Annotated in this window: 21 protein-coding genes, 1 tRNA gene and 2 pseudogenes; 10 read left to right on the top strand and 14 right to left on the bottom strand. The window is 56.3% G+C overall.

What is annotated here, in order from left to right:
- Nucleotides 1–311: 311 nt before the first annotated feature.
- Both J7412_RS20015 and J7412_RS20010 read right to left on the bottom strand, forming a co-directional pair.
- Nucleotides 312–1,121, bottom strand: a complete 810-nt coding sequence (locus J7412_RS20015) for a hypothetical protein (RefSeq protein WP_209080994.1) — start codon at nt 1,119–1,121, stop codon at nt 312–314.
- Between the two features lie 541 nt (nt 1,122–1,662).
- Nucleotides 1,663–2,742, bottom strand: coding sequence for a recombinase family protein (locus J7412_RS20010; RefSeq protein WP_209080992.1), 1,080 nt, complete (start codon nt 2,740–2,742; stop codon nt 1,663–1,665).
- 243 nt (nt 2,743–2,985) lie between these two features.
- Between J7412_RS20010 and J7412_RS20005 the strand changes: the two genes are divergently transcribed.
- The 5 genes and pseudogenes from J7412_RS20005 to J7412_RS21925 form a co-directional block, all read left to right on the top strand.
- A complete protein-coding gene (locus J7412_RS20005) occupies nt 2,986–3,282 on the top strand; it encodes a hypothetical protein (protein WP_209080990.1) in 297 nt (98 codons plus the stop codon).
- A 32-nt stretch (nt 3,283–3,314) separates the two neighbouring features.
- Entirely contained in the window at nt 3,315–3,473 is a 159-nt protein-coding gene (locus tag J7412_RS20000) for a hypothetical protein (RefSeq protein ID WP_209080988.1), read from the top strand.
- Nucleotides 3,474–3,553: 80 nt separating this feature from the next.
- On the top strand, nt 3,554–5,200 hold the full coding sequence (locus J7412_RS19995) for a type IV secretory system conjugative DNA transfer family protein (RefSeq protein ID WP_209080986.1): 1,647 nt from the start codon (nt 3,554–3,556) through the stop codon (nt 5,198–5,200).
- Between the two features lie 230 nt (nt 5,201–5,430).
- On the top strand, nt 5,431–5,754 hold the full coding sequence (locus tag J7412_RS19990) for a hypothetical protein (protein ID WP_209080984.1): 324 nt from the start codon (nt 5,431–5,433) through the stop codon (nt 5,752–5,754).
- A 28-nt stretch (nt 5,755–5,782) separates the two neighbouring features.
- A pseudogene (locus J7412_RS21925) lies at nt 5,783–6,256 on the top strand (recombinase family protein); the annotation flags it as partial.
- Nucleotides 6,257–6,358: 102 nt separating this feature from the next.
- Here the strand turns inward: J7412_RS21925 and J7412_RS21920 are convergent.
- Nucleotides 6,359–6,568, bottom strand: a complete 210-nt coding sequence (locus tag J7412_RS21920) for a hypothetical protein (protein ID WP_247744027.1) — start codon at nt 6,566–6,568, stop codon at nt 6,359–6,361.
- Between J7412_RS21920 and J7412_RS21915 the strand changes: the two are divergent.
- Nucleotides 6,494–6,826 (top strand): annotated as a pseudogene (locus tag J7412_RS21915) (zinc ribbon domain-containing protein); the annotation flags it as partial. The gene J7412_RS21920 and the pseudogene J7412_RS21915 overlap by 75 nt on opposite strands.
- Nucleotides 6,827–7,319: 493 nt before the next feature.
- On the opposite strand, the gene J7412_RS19980 reads toward J7412_RS21915, so the two are convergent.
- The 9 genes from J7412_RS19980 to J7412_RS19940 all read right to left on the bottom strand — a co-directional run bounded on the left by J7412_RS19980 (nt 7,320) and on the right by J7412_RS19940 (nt 14,965).
- Nucleotides 7,320–7,396, bottom strand: a tRNA-Arg gene (locus J7412_RS19980).
- A gap of 55 nt (nt 7,397–7,451) precedes the next feature.
- Nucleotides 7,452–8,672 carry a cysteine desulfurase gene (locus J7412_RS19975; protein ID WP_209080982.1) on the bottom strand — a complete coding sequence of 407 codons (1,221 nt, stop codon included), beginning with the start codon at nt 8,670–8,672 and terminating at the stop codon, nt 7,452–7,454.
- A 1-nt stretch (nt 8,673) separates the two neighbouring features.
- Nucleotides 8,674–9,255, bottom strand: a complete 582-nt coding sequence (locus tag J7412_RS19970; RefSeq protein WP_209062889.1) for a YIP1 family protein — start codon at nt 9,253–9,255, stop codon at nt 8,674–8,676.
- Entirely contained in the window at nt 9,252–9,737 is a 486-nt protein-coding gene (locus tag J7412_RS19965) for a YIP1 family protein (protein ID WP_209080980.1), read from the bottom strand. The genes J7412_RS19970 and J7412_RS19965 overlap by 4 nt, the downstream gene beginning before the upstream one ends.
- Complete coding sequence (gene sufD / locus J7412_RS19960) at nt 9,737–11,023, bottom strand: Fe-S cluster assembly protein SufD (protein WP_209080978.1); 1,287 nt, start codon at nt 11,021–11,023, stop codon at nt 9,737–9,739. Before sufD ends, J7412_RS19965 begins: the two co-directional genes overlap by 1 nt.
- Complete coding sequence (gene sufC, locus J7412_RS19955; RefSeq protein ID WP_209080976.1) at nt 11,023–11,778, bottom strand: Fe-S cluster assembly ATPase SufC; 756 nt, start codon at nt 11,776–11,778, stop codon at nt 11,023–11,025. Before sufC ends, sufD begins: the two co-directional genes overlap by 1 nt.
- Before the next feature lie 98 nt (nt 11,779–11,876).
- Entirely contained in the window at nt 11,877–13,400 is a 1,524-nt protein-coding gene (gene sufB / locus J7412_RS19950) for a Fe-S cluster assembly protein SufB (RefSeq protein ID WP_209080967.1), read from the bottom strand.
- 36 nt (nt 13,401–13,436) lie between these two features.
- Entirely contained in the window at nt 13,437–14,480 is a 1,044-nt protein-coding gene (locus J7412_RS19945; RefSeq protein WP_209081009.1) for a cysteine desulfurase family protein, read from the bottom strand.
- Nucleotides 14,477–14,965: an Rrf2 family transcriptional regulator gene (locus J7412_RS19940; RefSeq protein ID WP_209080965.1), complete on the bottom strand. Its 489-nt coding sequence runs from the start codon at nt 14,963–14,965 to the stop codon at nt 14,477–14,479. Before J7412_RS19940 ends, J7412_RS19945 begins: the two co-directional genes overlap by 4 nt.
- A gap of 161 nt (nt 14,966–15,126) precedes the next feature.
- Between J7412_RS19940 and J7412_RS19935 the strand changes: the two genes are divergently transcribed.
- Genes J7412_RS19935 through J7412_RS19925 form a run of 3 tightly spaced genes read left to right on the top strand, consistent with a single transcriptional unit; the run spans nt 15,127 to nt 16,612 of the window.
- Entirely contained in the window at nt 15,127–15,783 is a 657-nt protein-coding gene (locus tag J7412_RS19935) for an alpha/beta hydrolase (protein ID WP_209062898.1), read from the top strand.
- Nucleotides 15,783–16,034 carry a hypothetical protein gene (locus J7412_RS19930; protein ID WP_209062900.1) on the top strand — a complete coding sequence of 84 codons (252 nt, stop codon included), beginning with the start codon at nt 15,783–15,785 and terminating at the stop codon, nt 16,032–16,034. The genes J7412_RS19935 and J7412_RS19930 overlap by 1 nt, the downstream gene beginning before the upstream one ends.
- Entirely contained in the window at nt 16,031–16,612 is a 582-nt protein-coding gene (locus J7412_RS19925) for an HD domain-containing protein (protein ID WP_209080963.1), read from the top strand. The genes J7412_RS19930 and J7412_RS19925 overlap by 4 nt, the downstream gene beginning before the upstream one ends.
- Nucleotides 16,613–16,619: 7 nt before the next feature.
- Here J7412_RS19925 and J7412_RS19920 read toward each other — a convergent pair whose 3' ends face one another.
- Both J7412_RS19920 and J7412_RS19915 read right to left on the bottom strand, forming a co-directional pair.
- Nucleotides 16,620–17,189 carry a hypothetical protein gene (locus J7412_RS19920; protein ID WP_209080955.1) on the bottom strand — a complete coding sequence of 190 codons (570 nt, stop codon included), beginning with the start codon at nt 17,187–17,189 and terminating at the stop codon, nt 16,620–16,622.
- Nucleotides 17,176–18,996: a glycerophosphodiester phosphodiesterase gene (locus J7412_RS19915; protein WP_209080953.1), complete on the bottom strand. Its 1,821-nt coding sequence runs from the start codon at nt 18,994–18,996 to the stop codon at nt 17,176–17,178. Before J7412_RS19915 ends, J7412_RS19920 begins: the two co-directional genes overlap by 14 nt.
- Nucleotides 18,997–19,224: 228 nt before the next feature.
- On the opposite strand from J7412_RS19915, the gene J7412_RS19910 reads away from it, so the two are divergent.
- A complete protein-coding gene (locus J7412_RS19910) occupies nt 19,225–20,439 on the top strand; it encodes an NADP-dependent isocitrate dehydrogenase (RefSeq protein ID WP_209080951.1) in 1,215 nt (404 codons plus the stop codon).
- Nucleotides 20,440–20,442: the final 3 nt, after the last annotated feature.

Genomic DNA, 20,442 nt, shown 5'->3' with positions numbered 1-20,442 from the left:
GCAGCGCTTCCAACGCGACCTTGGCCTTAAACTGGTCTGTAAACTTCCGGCGCTTCGCCATTCTCGTATCCCCTCAAAGGTTCGGGATACACCTTAACCAACTGTCCGGTTTTCTGGGACCACTTCAGATTGCTACTGCAGCATCAAAGTTCATGGTTAGACGGCAGCTCTGGGCCGTCTTTGATCCCCTTTGGCGAGCTTAGCGGTGGTATGCTGCGCTGCCTCCGAAGTCAGCAGCGAGCCCAACGCGACCAACGCTGCTCTTTGCACTATTGTCTGCAGTTTCAACGATAGTAGTACTCTATTTGGGTTTATTTAACTTCACTTGTTGGCAGGCGCTCTGCTTGTTCAATGTGACTAGCCAACATCTGAAAGAATTTGTCGAGGGGACGAAAATGCATGGTCATCGAGCTTCCATCGTGGTGCTCATTTGACCTGGACACCACGTATTGGAAGAGTTTCGACTTTGGATCGACAATCAACGTTCCATCTTCAAGGTTCTCTAGTCGACGGTATTCATACTCTTGCGTAACATGCCTCAAATACTCCTCCGCATCAGCGAGCCAGTCAGCCGCTTGCTCCCCGAGGAAAGAGAGATAGTCTGGTTTACTCATAAGTATTCGTCGAAATTGTTCCAACTTAAGTTGGCCTCTGTTCAAACTCCTTAGAAGTTGGCAATAGCGTTCAACACCTACGTGAAACGTGCCATTCTCCTGAGAACTGAGCGCATTGCGTAGCTCACGGCGGATGTATTTTATCTCATTGTAAGCATCTGTTGCTTCTCGCAAAAAATGCTCCAGCTGTCTCCGTTGTGCAGCGGCGCGCTCTCTTATGCGTTCTTGAAGAGCTTCACGTGTTTCACGCTCCCTCTCTAGATCAGCCTTTCGGTCTTCTCGTTCCTTCTCGGCTTTCTCATGTCGTTCATCGGCTCGTTTTGATAGCGCGTCATAGACCAATGCGGCTCCACCAACCAAGACCGTGGTGACTGAAAACTTGAAAAGTTCATGAAGCATTTTGTCGCGTGACGCATCTTCGTTCGTCCACTCAATACCGAAGAACAACCAAGTTGCGCTAGCAAACCCTATCGAACAAACGACGGCACCTATCCAAGGAGTTCTCATAGCACTTTCACGCCTAAATTTCCCAGTTTTGGGGTATGTTTTCGAACCTAATGCCCAATTCAGTTTGTCATAATCTATTGCTTCCTAAATAGGTCGAAACGAGCTCTAATAATTTGCTTAGTTTCCCAGAAAGCAGCCATCGGCGCAACCGTAGCGAAATCTCACTTTGTCGCAGTGCAGGCGTTCTTGGCTCGAGCCAAAAACGACAGATTTGGTAAAAGCAGGGTTCAGTGTTCTAACCCTGGTCAGCCTGATAGATGCTCGTTGCTGTAGCTCTCCAAACCGACCCTGAACGACGGCTTCCAGTTCTTCAAGTATCGCCGAAAGTGAAGTTCTGTGCCGTACCGGGCGGCAGAAATACTCATAGGGCGGACCTGCTTTGAAGGGCAAAGCTCGTTTTATCTTATTATTTTCTGTGTGTGTTGAGTATCCGTTGCATTGGATTTTCCATACTGACCCTTATCACTACGGGGCAGCATCGAGAATTTGAGCTTGCTTACAAGCCCTGATCAAAAGCGTAAGTGGCTTAACTTGCTCAGTATTATTCTTCACAATCGTCGGGAGAGCCGTCTCCAGCAATACGAATTTTTGAATCAGTGTTCCAGATAGTCTTCATCAACTTGCCCCAAGTGTCGTCTAATGGCCCGAGGCGAGTAAATGACGTCACTACGATAGTAGTGTACTCGCTGGATTCAGCTACAAGCTCATTAAGACCAGGCCATTCACTGCATTCACTCGTGAGGTTGATATCTTCGAAAATCTGAGTGCAGCCGAAATCTTGTAATTTTTGCCGCTGTTCCTCGTAGCTATCATCGCCAAGGTAGGTGCGGATGTAGCCCAGCTTTGGCTGAGTTTTCTTCTGGTCTTGTTTTTTCTTCCAGTCATCGATCCAGATGCCATGTGTAGCCCAGTACTTCTTATCGAACGCACCATATCCAGCAAGGCTTCGGCTTTCTGGATTGTAGGTAAGATATTGATTGGTGTTACCGTCTTCATCCATTGGGAAGGCTACCATCTTCTCAAGGACGAAGTTCGCCATCTTTTCTATGTGGTCTTCATCCACGCGTGTTCTGGAGAGGCTTCCGGGTGTTAGGGCCCGCATATAGGCAAGGCCAACGTGGGCACGCGGATCACTTCCGCCCAGTCTGGCCACCTGGAGAGCGCGCAATTCAAGTGTGATGCGTTCACCTATCTTCCGGGTGTTTTCTGAATCTGCGAGCGCATGATACTCGTCAAGGCTCATCGCTTCTTGCGCACCGTCGATGATCTTACGCGCAGTTTCATCAAGGTAGGCCTGATAAGCCTCCTCGCCTTCATCCAAGTGTTCACGAGCGGTGTCGCCTTCTACCTCCCAAAGAAACGGCTCAAAGCTCGTGTGAAACATGTAGCGCCCCATGCGCATGAATAGATTGGTGATGGTCTTGGCACTTGGCGCTTTCTGATCGCCTTGAGCAAATGCGTTGAACTTCTCGATGGCCTGCGGAACCGAAAGCCCGCGCAAGTACAGGACCAGCCAGACTTTGAAGTACTGCTCGTCCATTTTTGAGTTTGCAACGAAGCGGTTGCGCGGTTCGTAAAAAGCTCGAGCCATAGCGTCGATGTGGGCAGTCGCCGTGTTCAATCAAGTCGTACATAGGACTTCCTCAGCTTAGGCCGTGTTTTTTGCGATGCTGAGAAGGCGCGATTAGATGCAGAGGACTGGAAGGCGAAGCTGGTTAGCAACGCCAGACGGGAAGCGCTGCTCGGGCTCAGCCATGCCTCAACCAGCACAATGAAGACCAATCCACGCTGAAGAATGCCTCTTCAGCGGTCCCTCAAACTCGGCCTGCTGGCGGGCAGGCCTGAAAGGAAAGGTACTATTACGATGTATCCAAACGCACCAAGCCAACCGGGCGGAGGCGGCCCAGGCGATGATCTAAAAGGTGGTTTTGCGGCCACGGCTGCGGCGATGGTTTCCCTCATTCTCAGCCCACCGATCAATGAGTTCACACAGCCATACGTGATTTACTGGGCCATTCGGAGCTACCCATCCGAGCTGGTCGAGCTGATCTCGATTGCCTGGATGATCCTGATCTGGCCGCTGACCTTCTTCGCTGCGCGTGCGGGCATTGTCTACGCGCTCACCGCAGCAGGCATCTATCTCGCTTATCGCTTCTTCTGAAGCTCAATCCTTAAATACGAAAGGAGGCCAAAATGCCTCACATCAAACGTAAAAAAATCGGTTCCATCTATCACCAAACCGTTGAGCCAACCTTCTTGGAAAAGCTCTGGGAAAAGGTCTGCGAATTCCTGGCCTTTGTATTCGGTGTCGGCGTGATAATCGCAGTCATAGCACTGCTTGGTAGCGGTTAAATCCAAAAGCCAGGACGGCTCCAAGTCCAATTGGAGCCGTCCACCCTCAACAAATCAAAGTGAAAGAAAGGCGGCATCTTATGCACGCTCATGACCATCCTTTTGGCTCGGCGCGTTTTGCGAGCGAGCGTGAAGTACGCCGCGCGTTCTCCGATCAAAGCGGGCTGCCGTTCGGTTTTTCGGGCGAGCGCAAACTCACCCATTCAAAAAACGCTGGCATGCTTCTGATTGGCGGCGCGGGCTCTGGCAAATTCACGAGCGTCCTTGCCCACATGATAAATGCACGCGGGCGTGGGAACGAGCCACTGCGCTGCGCGATCTTCGATCCCAAGCGCGAAATGCGGCAAGTGCTAGAGCCGTGGTTCGCGCATATCAAGGCAGCCGTCTACGAGATCAACGCTTACTCCGTTCATGGTGTAAGCGGGCACCCTATATCCTTGCTTTCACATCTTGGTCCCTATTCCACTCGGTTGGTGGCCGATAGCCGCCAAGCGGCCCGCACGCTCTTCCCTGAAAACCCGAATGCAGGCGGCGATGATCAGTTCTTCCGTTTCAAAGCGCAGAACTGGGTCGATGGCTTGATGCGAGGACTTGTCCATCTGGACGGATCAGTCTCGCCAGCCTCCTTGTTCAAACTGATTGGGATTATCCGCTCGGATCAACAAGCCTGGAATGACATGGCCACGCTGATGACCGCCGTGAGCGAACCCGATGTCGGCGTCACCTTCAAAGAAATGCTCGACATGGCAAGGGATGCTGAGCGCACCTTTCACTCAGTGATGGGCGAGATCGGCAACGGCCTATCCTTCATGACGGACCCAACTTTGCAGCGCAGTTTTGTTGGCAGTGGTGAAGCGGACTTCTCCCTCGAAGTCCTGTGCGAGAACTCAAGTCGTCCGGTCTTTGTCTTCTTCGTCATGCCGCCTGAGCTAATCGTGCAGAATGCGGCGCTCATTCGGCTGTTCTTCTCGGCGCTGCGGATCATCAAACAACAACGTCCCCAAGCGCCAACGCTCAACCTGATCATCGACGAAGCCGCCCAGCTTGGGCGCTTTCCTGAGATTGCGGACTTCTTTTCGATTGGGCGCGGCTTCGGTCTGAGCCCGGTCGTTGTCTATCAAGACCTCGGCCAGATTGCGAAGAACTTGGGGCCAACAGGGGCGATGACGCTCTCGGCTAGTGCTGATCTGGAAGTCTACCTTGGCGGCGGCATCGCGGATTTGGAAACTGCGCACCATCTGAGCCGGAAGCTCGGCAACCAAACATTGGTGATGGAAGACCATCTTACCCAAGAACGCGCCAAACGCGCGCGCAGCGAGCTGATTTTTGACACCTTCGCTGGAAAGGTCGATCCATTGCGCGCTGGCTCTGCGCTGCGGGCGCTGGACTACGAACAACAGCACAAGCGCAAGCAAGCGCGGGCGCTGATGAGCCCAGATGAAATCCTGCGCCTTCCAAGCAATATGGCGCTTGTGATGCCCTCAAGCTATGGCATCCCGCCCTATCTGGCGGACAAGAGGCCATACTTCGAGCGCTCCGAGTATACCGGGCTTTACGGCCCGAACCCTTATTTTGATCGGGATATGGGCACTGTGTCCGTGCCCGGCTGGCCGTGGCGTAAGCGCCTCAAAATTGAGCGCGAGAGCGTACCCTCAAGCCATGCCGATCTTCCCCAATATGCCCATGGTGAGTGGGCGTATGTGAAGGGCTATCGCCCAAAATCCTGAACCTTTAATCAACTTAAAACACGAGGTAGTCCTATGTTTGAAGACAGAACAAATAGGCAACAAATTTGCAAAAACTCAACCTATAGTGGTATAATCGAAGGTGAGAGTGGGAATGCGATCACTCCGCACCGCGCCTTGGCCAATCGGATGCCGGGCTCTCCTAGGGCATTGAGACGGAACACCATGCAACTGCGCGAACTGCGCGCAGCGGCGCTCAAAGGAGGTGCGCCATGAATGAGAAGAACAACACTCTGGATTTTGATTTCGGCCTGTCCGTCGACCTGGATACCAAGACCACTTCTGTGGATTTGTCGAAGTACCGTGCTCTGGTCGAAGTCACAGATGCCAGCGAAGAAGAAATCATGGAATTGCTGCGCCTGACTTATCAGTTGGTGGAAGAACTGGTTGATTATGGCTGGGGGCGCTCCCCGGTGCAGATCGCCTGTGGACAAATCGAAGAAACTGACTGCCAGAGCGGCGAAACGGGCCATGATGTGCTACATTCAAAGCCATCAAGCCTAAAAGAGAGATTTAATGCGGTAACCGCGGAGTAGCCCCCGCTCGTGAAGAGAAAGAGGAGTCATGAAGACACTGAAAGCCCATAACCCCCACGAAGCGCGTAAAGCGGTGATCTATGCCCGTGTGTCTGACCACAAGCAGACGACGCGCGGCGATGGACTGAACTCGCAAGAAACGCGCTGCCGTGAGTTTGCAGCCTACAAAGGCTATGAGGTCGTGCATGTCTTCAAAGACGATATGTCGGGCAAGTTTGCTGCGCGCCCTGGCATGGACTCCATGCTGTCCTTCTTGCGTAAGCACAGCAAAAACCCGCATGTGGTCATCATTGATGACATCACCCGCCTCGCTCGTAATCTCGAAGCACATATCCAGCTTCGATCCGAGATCAGCGGTGCTGGCGGTCTGCTTGAAAGTCCCTCGATTGAGTTTGGGGATGATTCAGACTCGGTACTGGTAGAAAACCTGCTGGCGTCTGTCTCGCAGCACCAAAGACAGAAGAACGCCGAACAAACCCGCAACCGCATGCGGGCGCGGCTACAGAACGGGTACTGGCCTTTTCAGGCACCAATTGGCTATCGCTACGAATCCCGTGGCGGGCGTGGCCGGGTATTGGTGCGCGATGAGCCCATTGCTTCGATCCTACAGACAGCGCTTGAAGGCTACGCGTGCGGACGCTTCCAAACACAAGTCGAAGTGAAGCGCTTCTTGGAAAGCCAGCCGCGCTTCCCCAAAGACCTGAATGGCAAAGAAATTCGCAACCAGCGTGTCTATGAAATGCTGACCCGCGTTCTCTACGCTGGATACATCGAACATGAAGGCTGGGGTGTAGCTCTGCGCGAAGGGGCGCATGACGGTCTGATCGACTTGCGCACCTATCAGAAGATTCAGGACCGTCTGAAGGGCACAGCCAAGGCTCCCGCTCGCAAGGATATCAGTGAAGACTTTCCACTACGCGGCTTCGTACTGTGCGATTGCTGCGGCAAGCCGCTAACCGCCAACTGGTCCAAGAGCAAAACCGGGGTGAAACACCCCTACTATCTCTGCCGGAAGAAAGGATGCGACCTCGCGGGCAAGTCCATCCGCCGAGATGATCTCGAAGGCAATTTCGAGGCGATGCTAAAAACTCTGGAGCCGTCAGACGGCATGTTCCAGGTCTTCAAGGCGATGTTCCACGACGTTTGGGAAGCCCGCAAGGTCGAAGCGCAGAGCCTCACGAAGGAGCTTCAGCGCAAGGCGAAGAACCTGGAGAAACAAATCGAAACGCTGGTGGAGCGCGTTGTGGATGCCTCCAACTCGTCAGTAATGGCAGCCTTTGACCGTAAGATCGCCAAGCTTGAAGAAGAGCGCATGCTAGCTTTGGAAGATGCAAAGCAAGGCTGCCAGCCGAAGCATACCTTTGAGGAGTCGTTCGAACTCGCTCTTAAATTCTTATCAAGCCCTTGGAATGTTTGGAAAAAATCTAATATTGCAGGGCAAAAAACAGTGCTCAGATTGGCCTTTTTGAGGCCTGTTGCGTACTGCCGGAATCAGGGTGTTCGAACCCCTGAATTATCCTTCCCTTTCAAGGTGTTAGGGGAGTTATCAACAGCAAAATGTGAAATGGCGCACCCAGAAGGATTCGAACCTTCGACCTTCGCCTTCGGAGGGCGACACTCTATCCAGCTGAGCTATGGGTGCTTCCAAAACGGGGTATAGCCAGTGTGGCTACGCCCCGCAATCGCAAAATGCGTGGTTAGGCAAAGAGTTCGTGGGCGAGTTCGAGCGCGTCCACCAACACATCCACCTCTTGCGTGGTGTTATAAAGGCCAAAGCTCGCACGGCAGGTGGCCGACACCCCCAGATGATCCATCAGCGGCCCGGCACAGTGGTGCCCTGCCCGCACAGCCACACCTTTTTTGTCCAGAATGGTGGAGATGTCATGCGCGTGTGCTGCGCCGTCCAGCGTAAAGCTGAAGATCGCCGCCTTATCCGCCGTCGTGCCCTGCACCTGCAGCCAATTCAGCCCGGAGAGCTTTTGCACCGCATAATCCCGCAGCGAGGCCTCATGCGCGGCGATGTTCTCCATGCCAAGATCCATCATATACTCCAGCGCCACGCCCAGACCGATGGTCTGCACAATGCCCGGCGTGCCCGCTTCAAACTTCATTGGCGGATCATTGTAGATGACAGCTTCTTTGCTGACTTCCTTGATCATGTCGCCGCCCCCGATAAAGGGGCGCATCTCCGCCATGCGTTCTGCCTTACAGTAGATCGCGCCGGAGCCGGACGGGCCATAAAGCTTGTGCCCGGTGATCGCATAGAAATCGCAGTCGATGTCCTGCACGTCCACAGGCGCGTGTACCGAGCCCTGAGAGCCGTCCACCAGCACCGGTACGCCTTTTTCATGGGCTGCTGCGGTGATGGTTTTCACATCCACCATGGTGCCCAGTACGTTGGAACACTGTGTGATAGCGACCAGTTTGGTTTTGCGGCCAATCGCGTCAATCACCGCCTGTGGGTCCAGCGCGCCGGTGGCGTCCACATCCACCCATTTGATCACCACGCCCTGACGCTCGCGCAGGAAATGCCATGGCACGATATTGGCATGGTGCTCCATCACCGACAGAACAATCTCGTCACCTGCTTCCATACGCGGCATCGCCCAGCCATAGGCCACCATATTGATGCCTTCGGTGGTGCCGGAGTTTAGGACAATCTCATCCTCGCTCTTGGCGTTCAGGAACTTGGCAATAGTGCCCCGCACGGCCTCATATTTGTCGGTCGCCAGATTGGAGAGATAGTGCAAACCGCGGTGCACATTGGCGTATTCATCGGCATAGGCCTTAGTCACCGCGTCAATCACCACCTTGGGCTTTTGCGCGGAGGCGCCATTGTCCAGATACACCAGAGGCTTTCCATTCACCTCACGGCTGAGGATCGGAAAATCAGCGCGGATTTTATTGACGTCATACATGTTAGGACATCCCAATTGCGGTTGCGGCGGTCAGTGACAGCAGCATGGTCATTCCGAGCACAAGGCCCAATGAGGTAAAAAGCAGCAGCACAAAGGTCTTGCCAAGGCTGCCGATACCATGGATCACGTTGACAAAGTGCAACACGATCCAGATCGAATAGAGCCCGACGCCAAGCGACAGCAGCAAAGCGAAGTTTGGCAGCAAAACCATAAGGATAAGCACAAACAGTTGAACCACGAAACGCATATACTGCAGCCAACCCATGGCCAGCAGCAGATCGTCAAAACGCCCGCGTCCGCCAATCGCGCGACCGCCCCAGAAGAAGGCAAAGATCAGCACAATCAGACCGCCGCCCATGGCAAAAGCATAGAGGAACGGCGCGTTCAGCAAAGGTGTGGCAAACTCTTCCGGCGCGGGGAAAATCGCCAGCGTCAGGAAATGGGCAAACACATTCAGCAGGATGCCCAGAAACAGGATCATCCAGCCAATTTGGCGTGCCACAGGGCGGCTCATGATCGCGAGGGCGGCCTCTGCAGGGTCACGGATCGTGAGCCAGAACAAAGCGCTCAATTGGTCTTTCATGCGTCTACCCTGCCCGCCTCAATCAATCCGGAAAACCAGATCCACAGAAACACCGCAAACCACAAGGCCCCCACGATGGTCAAGGCGGTGCCCTCACCGATGAAGCCCTCCACAAGCCCCACCAAAAGATAGAGCGGGCCGGTGGCGATCATCGCCCAGAACAGCGACATACGCGCGCCAAAGGCGCTTTGCTTGCGCCCAGCGGTGCGCAGGATCAGATGTGTCACGTAGGCCAGAACATAGGCACAAAGCGGCAAAATGAACAAAAGCGCAAAAAGGCTGCCCCCCAGAAGCGGGTTCAGCTCGATCTGCTCAAAATGAGCTTGTCGCGCAAGCGCAGGCCAGCGCGATACAAAAATGACCGCGCAAGCGGCCATGAGGATCGCAAAGGCGCGATCCTCTCGTTCTCCCATTGCAAGCAATCTGCGCACCACAGAGCGTGGTGCGCGATAGCTCGCAACAATGTCTTGCGTGATTGACATCAGTGGTGACGACGCTCCAGCCAGCCTTGCAGACGCTCAATCAGCGCCTCCCGCAGCTCTTCGCTTTCGACCTCATCCACCGCTTCGGCCACAAAGGACATCACCAACAGATCGGTGGCAATGTCTTTGGGCACGCCGCGCGCACGCAGATAGAAAAGCGCATCTTCGTCGATCGCACCGGAAGTGGAGCCGTGTGAACAGGCCACATCATCGGCGTAGATTTCAAGCTCCGGCTTGGCGAGGAACTGGCTGTCTTCATCCAGCAGAAGCGACTGGCTGATCTGATAGCCATCGGTCTTCTGTGCGCCTGCTTTCACGAGGATCTTGCCCTGGAAGGTGCCAACCGCGCCATTGCGCAGCACCTTTTTGAACACCTGACGGCTTTCACAGTTCAGCGCATCATGGGTCACAAACACCGTGTCATCATGGTGGAATTCACCATCACCCAAGCACGCACCCGCCACATGGGCCACCGCGTCATCCCCGGTCAGCTCAAGCACAGCTTCGTTGCGGGTCAGACGGCCATTCACAGTCAGCGTGAAGGATTTGAACACGCTTTCGGTGCCCAGACGCCCAAACAGATGTGTCACCGCACGGCGCTCGTGATCACGGCCCTGCGCACGCACATGGTGGAACGCCGCCCCATCCGCCACATCCACTTCCATAGATTTGTTGAAACGCGCCGCTGCCGGGCCGTTTTCAAGGATGGTCACTTCCGCACCGGCGTCCAGTTTCACAACATGGTGCAGGATCGCGTCAGAGGTGGTTTCCTTGTGACGGTAGATCAGGTTCACAGGCTTGCTCACCTTGCCGGTCACATGGATCACCACACCATCGGTGGCAAAGGCGGTATTCATCGCCGCCAATGGGCGCTCAACCGGATCCTGACCTTTGGTTTCCAGATGCCCATAAAGGTCTTTGGCCCAGTGAATGTCCTTGCTGGCCACATCCGCCAGACGCTCGATGCTCAGGCCCTCACCGGCCAGTTCATCGGAGGCATCCGCGTCAAACACACCGTCCACAAAGACCACTTTGATGCGGTCAAAGTTGTCAAACAGCGGTGCTTCACCGGTTTCAAACACAGCCGCCTCAGGCGCCTCTGCTTGGGTCAGCGTGTCCGGGCGGGTGAACTTCCAGTATTCGTCGCGACGATCCGGCAGGCCCATCTCCTTGAGACGGCTCAGCGCCGCCTCACGTGCCTCAGTGGCCCACTGGCCACCGGCCGGCAGGCTCAGCCCGTCCAGCCGCGCCGCCGTTGCCTCTTGTTTCTTTGCCAAAGCGGCCATTATGCCACCTCCGCCAGAATGTCGGCATAGCCGTTCTTTTCAACTTCCAGCGCCAGCTCTGGGCCACCGGTCTTCACGATGCGGCCGTTTGCCATGATGTGCACAACGTCCGGTTTGATGTGGTCCAGCAGACGCTGGTAGTGGGTGATCACAAGGAAACCACGGCCTTCATCACGCAGTGCGTTCACGCCCTCAGACACAAGCTTCATCGCGTCCACATCCAGACCGGAATCGGTCTCATCAAGGATGCACATCTTTGGCGCAAGCATCGCCATCTGCAGGATCTCGTTACGCTTCTTCTCACCGCCAGAGAAGCCCACGTTCACCGGACGCTTCAGCATATCCGCGTCGATTTTCAGGGTCTTGGCTTTGGCACGCACCTCTTTGAGGAAGTCCGCCGCAGAGAGCTCTTCTTCGCCACGTGCCTTGCGCTGTGCGTTTACCGCGGTGCGCAGGAAGGTCATGTTACCAACACCGGGGATCTCCACCGGATACTGGAACGCCAGAAACAGGCCCGCCGCCGCGCGCTCTTCCGCTTCCATATCCAGCAGGTCTTCGCCCTCAAGGGTCGCTTCGCCGTCGGTGACTTCATAGCCGTCTTTGCCGGACAGAACATAAGACAGGGTGGATTTGCCGGAGCCGTTCGGGCCCATGATCGCATGCACCTTGCCCGCTTCCACTTTCAGATCCACACCTTTCAGGATCTGCTTGTCTTCTTCTTCCAGTTTGACCTTCAGACCTTTGATTTCCAACATTTTCTATTCCTCAGAATTTCTTCGAGCGCGTGCGCCCGGTCATAACTTTTGGGGAGAAGGCGCCGCTTTTGAGCCGCCGCACCCTCATACAGGCGGTATCAGCCCACAGAGCCTTCCAGCGAGATCGCCACAAGCTGCTGCGCTTCCATGGCGAATTCCATCGGCAGCGCCTGAAGCACTTCCTTGGCAAAGCCATTCACGATCAGCGCCACGGCCTCTTCCTCGTCCATGCCCCGCTGGCGGCAGTAGAACATCTGTTCATCATCCACCTTGGAGGTTGTCGCCTCATGCTCCACACGGGAAGAGTTGTTCTTCACCTCGATGTAAGGCACGGTGTGCGCCCCGCATTTGTCGCCAATCAGCAGGCTGTCACATTGCGTGTAGTTCCGGCTGTTCTTGGCTTTCGGGTGCATGGAGACCAGACCGCGATAAGTGTTCTGCGCCACACCTGCGCTGATGCCCTTGGAGACAATGCGCGATTTGGTGTTTTTGCCCAGATGGATCATCTTGGTGCCGGTGTCGGCCTGCTGGTGGTTGTTGGTGATCGCAATCGAGTAGAACTCGCCCTGGCTGTCATCGCCACGCAGAATGCAGGACGGGTATTTCCAGGTCACCGCAGAGCCTGTTTCCACCTGCGTCCACATCACTTTGGAACGATCGCCACGGCAATCCGCGCGCTTGGTCACGAAGTTGTAGATACCGCCTTTTCCGTTCTCATCACCGGGATACCAGTTCTGAACGGTGGAGTATTTCACCTCTGCATCTTCTTCGATGATGATTTCCACGACCGCGGCGTGCAGCTGGCTGGTGTCACGCTGTGGCGCGGTACAGCCTTCCAGATAAGACACGTAAGAGCCTTTGTCCGCGATGATCAGCGTGCGCTCAAACTGGCCGGTGTTTTCCGCGTTGATACGGAAATAGGTGGACAGCTCCATCGGGCAGCGCACACCCGGCGGCACATAAACAAACGAGCCGTCAGAGAACACGGCGCTGTTGAGCGTCGCATAGAAGTTGTCGCTCACAGGCACCACGGAGCCGAGGTATTTCTTCACCAGCTCTGGATGCTCGCGGATCGCCTCAGAGATCGAGCAGAAGATCACGCCCGCTTCTTTCAGCTCTTTCTGGAAGGTTGTGCCCACGGAAACAGAGTCAAACACTGCATCCACAGCCACTTTGCGGCCTTCTGCAGGGGCGTTCTCAGCGCCTTCGACGCCCGCCAAAATCATCTGTTCTTTCAGAGGGATACCGAGCTTTTCGTAAGTTGCCAGCAGCTTGGGATCCACTTCATCGAGAGACTTCGGCTTCTCTTCCATGCTTTTGGGGCGCGCATAGTAGTACTGATCCTGAAAATCCACTTCAGGATAGTCCAGCATCGCCCAATCGGGTTCTTCCTTGGTCAGCCAGCGCTGATACGCCTCAAGCCGCCATTCGGTCATCCATTCCGGCTCTTCGTTCTTCTCGGAAATCAAGCGAACGATGTCAGGGGTCAGCCCTTTGGGGGCGTATTCCATTTCGATCTCGGTTTCCCAACCGTATTTGTATTTGCCGCCCACTTCGCGCACGGCATCTACGGTTTCCTGATCGACACCTTCTTTTACTTGCGTCTGGTCGATTGCCGCCATCTGCTACTCCTATGTGTTCGCTGCCCTGCCGTGTTCTTATGCAGAACGGGCAAGGTGTTTCCTCTGGACGGAGAGCCAAGCATCGGCAAACCCCATCACATCGTTCTCTGTTGTTACGGGCCCCAAGCTGACCCGGATTGCACTCGCGGCTGTGGGTTCATCAAACCCCATTGCGGTCAGAACCTTGCTCGCCCGGACTTTGCCCGACGAACAGGCTGAACCGGCAGACACCGCAAAGCCTGCCAAATCCATCTGCATGACCTGCGTCTCGCCCTTCCAGCCGGGGGTCGCAATGCAGCTTGTGTTGGGCAGGCGTTTTGCACCCTGCCCAACAAAGATGGTGTCAGAGGTCTCGCTCGCAAGACGTGCCTCCAACATATCGCGCAGCTCAGCCAAGCGGTCCCAAACGCCGTTGGCCAGATCACGTGTCGCCGCGCTGGCTGCGGCGGCAAAGCCCGCTGCGCCAATGATGTTTTCGGTGCCCGCACGGCGGCCCATTTCCTGACCACCGCCCAAAAGCTGCGCAGGCACATCGGTGCCGCGTTTCACCACCAGCGCGCCAATGCCTTTGGGGCCACCCAGTTTATGCGCCGAGATCAGCGCCATCTGCGCGCCGCTCCAGTTAAACGCCAAGGGCAGCTTGCCGAACGCCTGCGTCATATCGCTGACCGCCAGCCCTTCGGGCAAATCCTGCACAATGCCGGTTTCCGAATTGGCCAGCTGCACGCAGCTTTGGCTCGGGTCAGTGATCGCTACACGCCCGTCGCCATCCACAGGCAAGGTGCCAGAGGTCCAGGCCGCCACAGCATCATGTTCCACGTCAGCACCAAGCAAATCGCGCCCGCGCAGCGCCAAAGCCGCCGCCTCGGTGGCGCTGGAGGTGAAAATTACATCCGCCCCATCCGCGCCAAAAACTGTCGCAATCTCTGCCCGCGCCCGCTCCAGAAGGCTCTTGGCCGCGCGCCCCTCGGCATGCACGGAGGATGGGTTGCCCACCACATCCATCGCCGCGATCATCGCGTCCTTGGCCTCCTGCCGGATCGGCGTGGTCGCATTATGGTCCAGATAAGCGCGCATCAGGCGTCTTCGCTGGTCGCTTCGTCAGCGCCATCATCCACAACGGAAAACAAGGTTGGGACCGCCGGACAAGGCGCAAGATCGTTCTGAACGATGTCAGACAGGCGTGTCTGATGCAGGAACACATAGACATGTGCCGACAGACCTTCCCAAAGGCGGTTGGCCATCGACTGTGCCCGCGACCCGCTGGACCCGCCGCTCGCGCCGGCACCGGTGTGCAGCGCTGAAACGGTTTCATCCACCGCCGCCAGAATATCCGCTGTGCGAATCTCAGACGCGCTGCGTGCCAAACGGTACCCGCCGCCCGGGCCACGCACAGATTCAACCAGCCCGGCCCGGCGCAGCTTCACAAACAGCTGTTCCAGATACGGCAGGGAAATGTCCTGACGCTTCGCAATCTCATTGAGGCTCACGAGGTTCTCTGGCGGCTGCAATGCAATATCCGCCAACGCAACCACCGCATAGCGTCCTTTTGTCGACAGTTTCATGACAGACCTCTTCGAACTGATTGACCTCGGCCACTTCTGAGCTTAAGTCGCTAGAACCTGCACGGCGCACAAGCGCCACACGATTTAGAAGCGTTCTAAGGTGATAGAGGGATTTCGTCAAGAATTCCCGGCCACCTTTCTGAGGGAGATTGACGACAAACATGCCTGAGGTGATTTTTCCAGGACCAGAAGGCCGCCTCGAAGGCCGCTACCACCCGCAGAAAGAAAAAGACGCCCCCATCGCCATCGTTTTGCATCCGCATCCGCAATTTGGCGGCACGATGAACAACAAGGTCGTCTACAATCTGCACTACGCATTCTACAACATGGGGTTCACCGTTCTGCGGTTTAACTTCCGTGGTGTTGGCCGGTCTCAGGGCGAATACGACCAGGGCGTGGGTGAGCTGTCTGATGCGGCCTCCGCACTCGACTACCTGCAGTCGATGAACAACAACTCCAAGCACTGCTGGGTTGCTGGCTTCTCTTTTGGTGCCTGGATCGGCATGCAGCTTCTGATGCGCCGTCCAGAAATCACCGGCTTCATCTCCGTGGCACCGCCTGCCAACATGTATGATTTCTCCTTCCTCGCGCCCTGCCCGAGCTCTGGTCTGATCATCAACGGCAAGAACGACCGTGTGGCGCCTCCGGCAGAAACCCATACGCTTGTGAACAAGCTTCACGAGCAAAAAGGCATCACCATCACGCACACCGAAATCGACGGTGCTGGCCACTTCTTTGAAACCGATGAGTATATGGATCAGCTCACCGGCAATGTGACCGACTACGTGAAGCGTCGCCTGACGGAAAGCACCCGCTGATGAGCTCTTCGCTGGAGACGCTGGCGGCCAAACTTGCCGAAGACACCCTCAAAGCCCAGAAGGAACTGGGCGATGAGCGCCTCTTTGTGGAAGTTGGAAATATGCTGGCGGCGTCTTCGCAGTCTCTTGAAGAGGCCTTTCTGACCGAGATCCGCGTGCGCATGTCTGAGGAGAAAGCGCGCGCCTTTCTGGTGAACAAAGTCAAAGCCGCCCGCGCGGCAAAAGCAGCAGCGGAAACAAAGCCCACATGAGCGATCGTCTCAGCCAGCAAATTGCCTTTCTGACTGAGGCGGACAAACTCAAATCTGTATATCGGGCCACCAAGGTGCTCGATGGCCACCGCAAAGAAGACAGCGGCAGCCACAGCTGGCACATCGCGCTTTATGCAATGATCCTGGCCGAACATTCCAATCGTGACATCAACATCGACCGCGTGATCCGCATGCTGTTGATCCACGATCTTGTGGAAATTGATGTGGGTGACAGCCCCATCCACGGCGATCATGACATTGCCGCGATGGAAGCCGCCGAAAGCGCCGCCGCAGATCGCATCTTTGGCCTCCTGCCTGCCGATCAAGCCAATGAATTCCGTGCCTTATGGGATGAATTTGAAGGCGCTGAGAGTGATGACGCTGTCTTTGCCAAAAGCATTGATCGGGTCCAGCCGGTGATTGGCAATCTGGAAACCGACGGCGGCACATGGCCAGAGTACAATGTCACCCGCCAGCAGCTCGAAGACCGCGTCGGCTGGAAAGTGGCCAAAGGCGCGCCCGCGATTTGGGATCACCTCAAGGCCCGCATTGCCGCGTGGTTTGACGGTCGCGCCTAAGCGCAGCTTACCAGCATTGCGGCCAGCCATAGCCCCAGCGCCAGGACAGCCCTGAGCACGGCCACCCGCCTAGGCGCACAGCCTCATACATCCGCTGACTGACAAAGGTGATGATCGCTGCCACTTCCTCAGCATCGCGTCCGTATTGCGTAGCCAAGGCCGCACTGTCACGTTGTCCCACATTCTGCACACAGCTGCGCAGCGACTCGTCCGCCTGCAGGCGCGCCCAGTAACCTGCCTCCGGCGCGGGATCATCGCCGCCCAGATGATACGCCCGATCATGGGTCACACAGCAGGCATGCCACGGCGCCTGTGTTTCAAAGACCTCATAAAACCACGGCGATTGCTCTGCCAGCGCTTCCCAGGCAGCAGACATACCACCCGAACACCCGTCTGTGGTGAAGGGCCGCAATGCGTCTGGATCACTGTCCCGCACCAATTCCAACCGGCTGTGCCGCCAGATTTCCACCTTGGCCGGAAAGGCAAACCGCGCCGCATCACGCTCATCCGCGAAACTCACATGCCCCGGCACAAATGCAGCCGCGAGGCACAGGCTCAGCCGTTTAAGCATCCTCATCGCCCTGCTCCGGCAGATCCAGCCCAATGCGCCCCGCCATGCCAAGGATCGCCCGCTCAATACCACTCAGCGTCTTGCGCTCTGCCAGCACCTGCCGCGCCAAGGCCGGCTCATCCGTGATCAGACCGTCCACACCCAGCGACAGCATGCCTGACATCGACAGCGCATCATTGACCGTCCAGACATAGACGGGCTTGCCCACCGCCTGCGCAGATTTCACCAGATCAAGCGACACGGTGGCGCTGTTCACCGCCAGAAAATCCGCATCCAGCTTCCACATATTGCCAAGCGCGGCCGAGGCCAGCAGGCCCACCGACCACTCCGGACGCAGCCCATGCATCTTTTGCACCGCATCATATTTCAGCGACATCAGTTGCACCTGCTCCACCATACCGGTCTCTTTAACAATATCGACCACCCGCTGCTCCAGCTGTTGATCATGGCCGTAGTATTTCAGCTCAATGATCACCCCGGCTTTGTCTTTTGCCGCCAAAAGAACATCGCGCAACAGCGGCACGCGCTCGTCAGCAAAAGCCGGATCATACCAGCTGCCGATGTCGATCTCCTCCAGATCCGCCAAAGCCGCGTCCCAGATTTTGATGGGATTGCCCGCAAGCTTCATGAAATCGCTGTCATGCATCACCACCACGGCGCCATCGACGGTTTCCTGCACGTCGATCTCGATCCAGTCAGCCTGATCCTCAATCGCCTTCATCACCGAGGCCATGGTGTTTTCCGGGCGCGCTCCTGCCGCGCCGCGATGGGCAATCACCGCCACCGGTCTCGCCTGATCGACACGGGCCAGCTCAAGCACACCCGCACCGCCAAGGCCCGCAGACCCGGCGGCCACAGCGACCACCGCGATCAACAGCCCGCGCGGCGCAAGCGCTTGGCGCTCTGCCTTGCTGTCAGGCCATTCGGCTGCATCCAAAACGGTCATCGCCAACGCTCCGGTGGTCCAGGACGTCAGGAGCAAATTCAAAAGTGACCAGCAAGCAACTGAAACCAATAAGAAAGCCGCGGTTGCACGCAGGTTTTCTGCCAGCAAATGCAGCCCCGCTTGCAGCCCAAATGCCACAAGGCCAAGCACCAGCGCACTCACCAGCGCGCCGATCAGCGCCCATGCGATAATCTGAACAGCAAACGCCATACGCTTGCCGGTCATCATCCCTTTGCTCTCTCTGATCGCATCTGCTGGCGCCATGCTCTCAAACAGCACCAATGGCAGCGACAGAACCCAACCCAGACTGCGCCACAGCATCACCCCCGCCATGACAGCCAGCGTCGCGCCGATCACCAAAACGGCACGCTGAAACTCCGGCGGGCGCGTGCTGAGGTAATAGTTGATGTCATAGGCACCCAGCCAATACCAAAACGCCAGCCCCGCCACCGCGAGGAAAGGCAAGGCAAGCGCCAGAAGCCTCAGGGAAATCTGCACCGCAAGCCCCAGCACCGCAGGCAAGCGTGGCATCACCAGATCGATGCCATCCCAAAGCCCGTGCGATTTACCCACCCGATCTCTGAGCGCCACCGCCATCATGAACGACAGGTTCAGCGTCAGCAGCACAAGCGCCATGCCAATCAGCAAAAGACCCGCCACAAACCCCACCGGAGACAGCAGAAAATACACGATGTCAAAATCCGCCAGCGCCGGTTTGCCGGAGAGCTTCAAGGCCAGAAAAATCGCACCCGCCATCATTGGCGTGAACACAGCCGCCAACAGCAGATTGAAAACCAGATGGGATTTCACAAAAGGCACCCGCAAGCGCCAAGAGTCGCCATAATGTCTTAAGACTTCTGTTGTCATATGCGGCTCAGGCTCCCAATGGCGTTAATCAATGGCCACATGGTATCCTTGCGCCTGCGTGCGGTCGAGATGCCTTCTCGCCAACCCGCAGCGCTCGCGCCGCACCGCAAGCGACGGACTTCTCCGAATGTTACGAATTTTTAGTATACTATTGCATACAATACTTTCAAATCGGCCCGACTTCCGCTAAGGAAGCGGCAAGAAGGACTCGGCTCACAGGAGACCCCCATGACCAAGATCAAAGTTGATAACCCGATCGTCGAAATGGACGGCGATGAGATGACCCGTATCATGTGGCAATTCATCAAAGACAAACTCATCCTGCCCTATCTCGACCTCGACCTGCTCTATTATGATCTCGGCATCGAAGAGCGTGACCGTACCAACGACCAGATCACCATCGACGCTGCTGAGAAGACCAAAGAGGTCGGTGTTGCGGTGAAATGCGCGACCATCACACCGGATGAGCAGCGCGTCGAGGAATTTGGCCTCAAACAAATGTGGCGCAGCCCCAATGGCACCATCCGTAACATTCTCGGCGGTGTGGTCTTCCGCCAGCCAATCATCTGCCGCAACGTGCCCCGCCTTGTTCCGGGCTGGACCTCCCCAATCGTGGTGGGCCGTCACGCCTTTGGCGATCAGTACAAAGCCACCGATTTCACCTTCCCGGGCGCGGGCAAGCTGACCATGAAATTTGTCGGCGAAGACGGCACCGTGATCGAAAAAGAGGTCTATGACGCCCCATCCGCAGGCGTCTATCAAGCGATGTACAACCTCGACAGCTCGATCATCGACTTCGCCCGCGCCTCGCTCAACTACGGCCTCAACCTGGGCTGGCCGGTCTATCTCTCCACCAAGAACACCATTCTCAAGGCCTATGACGGCCGCTTCAAAGACCTGTTCCAGAAGGTCTATGAGGAAGAGTTTGAAGAGAAATTCAAAGCCGCCGGCATCTGGTATGAGCACCGCCTGATCGACGACATGGTTGCCTGTGCCATGAAGTGGAACGGCAAATTTGTCTGGGCCTGCAAAAACTACGATGGCGACGTGCAGTCTGACACCGTGGCACAGGGCTTTGGCTCCCTCGGCCTGATGACCAGCCAACTGATGACCCCGGATGGCAAGATCGTGGAGGCAGAGGCGGCCCACGGCACCGTCACCCGCCATTATCGTCAGCACCAGAAAGGCGAAGCCACCTCCACCAACTCGATCGCCTCGATCTACGCTTGGACTGGCGGCCTGAAGCACCGCGCCAAACTCGACAACAACATCGCCCTGCGCGCCTTTGCCGAGACGTTGGAACGTGTGATCATCGAAACCGTAGAAAGCGGCTATATGACCAAAGATCTGGCCTTGCTGGTGGGGCCGGATCAGGGCTGGCTCACCACCATGGGCTTCCTTGAGAAGATCGACGAGAATCTCAACAAGGCGCTTGCCGCGTAACGT

It is taken from the genome of Shimia sp. R9_3 (genome assembly GCF_017743755.1).
Lineage (GTDB): Bacteria > Pseudomonadota > Alphaproteobacteria > Rhodobacterales > Rhodobacteraceae > Shimia.
The sequence above is the reverse complement of the archived record's forward strand: the minus strand, read 5'-3'. Positions and strand labels throughout refer to the sequence as shown.

Coding starts and splice junctions, on each gene's coding strand:
- J7412_RS20015 (WP_209080994.1), bottom strand. CDS start 1,121: ATGAGAACTCCTTGGATAGGTGCCGTCGTTTGTTCGATAGGGTTTGCT.
- J7412_RS20005 (WP_209080990.1), top strand. CDS start 2,986: ATGTATCCAAACGCACCAAGCCAACCGGGCGGAGGCGGCCCAGGCGAT.
- J7412_RS20000 (WP_209080988.1), top strand. CDS start 3,315: ATGCCTCACATCAAACGTAAAAAAATCGGTTCCATCTATCACCAAACC.
- J7412_RS19995 (WP_209080986.1), top strand. CDS start 3,554: ATGCACGCTCATGACCATCCTTTTGGCTCGGCGCGTTTTGCGAGCGAG.
- J7412_RS19990 (WP_209080984.1), top strand. CDS start 5,431: ATGAATGAGAAGAACAACACTCTGGATTTTGATTTCGGCCTGTCCGTC.
- J7412_RS21920 (WP_247744027.1), bottom strand. CDS start 6,568: ATGCGCCCCTTCGCGCAGAGCTACACCCCAGCCTTCATGTTCGATGTA.
- J7412_RS19975 (WP_209080982.1), bottom strand. CDS start 8,672: ATGTATGACGTCAATAAAATCCGCGCTGATTTTCCGATCCTCAGCCGT.
- J7412_RS19970 (WP_209062889.1), bottom strand. CDS start 9,255: ATGAAAGACCAATTGAGCGCTTTGTTCTGGCTCACGATCCGTGACCCT.
- J7412_RS19965 (WP_209080980.1), bottom strand. CDS start 9,737: ATGTCAATCACGCAAGACATTGTTGCGAGCTATCGCGCACCACGCTCT.
- sufD (WP_209080978.1), bottom strand. CDS start 11,023: ATGGCCGCTTTGGCAAAGAAACAAGAGGCAACGGCGGCGCGGCTGGAC.
- sufC (WP_209080976.1), bottom strand. CDS start 11,778: ATGTTGGAAATCAAAGGTCTGAAGGTCAAACTGGAAGAAGAAGACAAG.
- sufB (WP_209080967.1), bottom strand. CDS start 13,400: ATGGCGGCAATCGACCAGACGCAAGTAAAAGAAGGTGTCGATCAGGAA.
- J7412_RS19940 (WP_209080965.1), bottom strand. CDS start 14,965: ATGAAACTGTCGACAAAAGGACGCTATGCGGTGGTTGCGTTGGCGGAT.
- J7412_RS19935 (WP_209062898.1), top strand. CDS start 15,127: ATGCCTGAGGTGATTTTTCCAGGACCAGAAGGCCGCCTCGAAGGCCGC.
- J7412_RS19930 (WP_209062900.1), top strand. CDS start 15,783: ATGAGCTCTTCGCTGGAGACGCTGGCGGCCAAACTTGCCGAAGACACC.
- J7412_RS19925 (WP_209080963.1), top strand. CDS start 16,031: ATGAGCGATCGTCTCAGCCAGCAAATTGCCTTTCTGACTGAGGCGGAC.
- J7412_RS19920 (WP_209080955.1), bottom strand. CDS start 17,189: ATGAGGATGCTTAAACGGCTGAGCCTGTGCCTCGCGGCTGCATTTGTG.
- J7412_RS19915 (WP_209080953.1), bottom strand. CDS start 18,996: ATGACAACAGAAGTCTTAAGACATTATGGCGACTCTTGGCGCTTGCGG.
- J7412_RS19910 (WP_209080951.1), top strand. CDS start 19,225: ATGACCAAGATCAAAGTTGATAACCCGATCGTCGAAATGGACGGCGAT.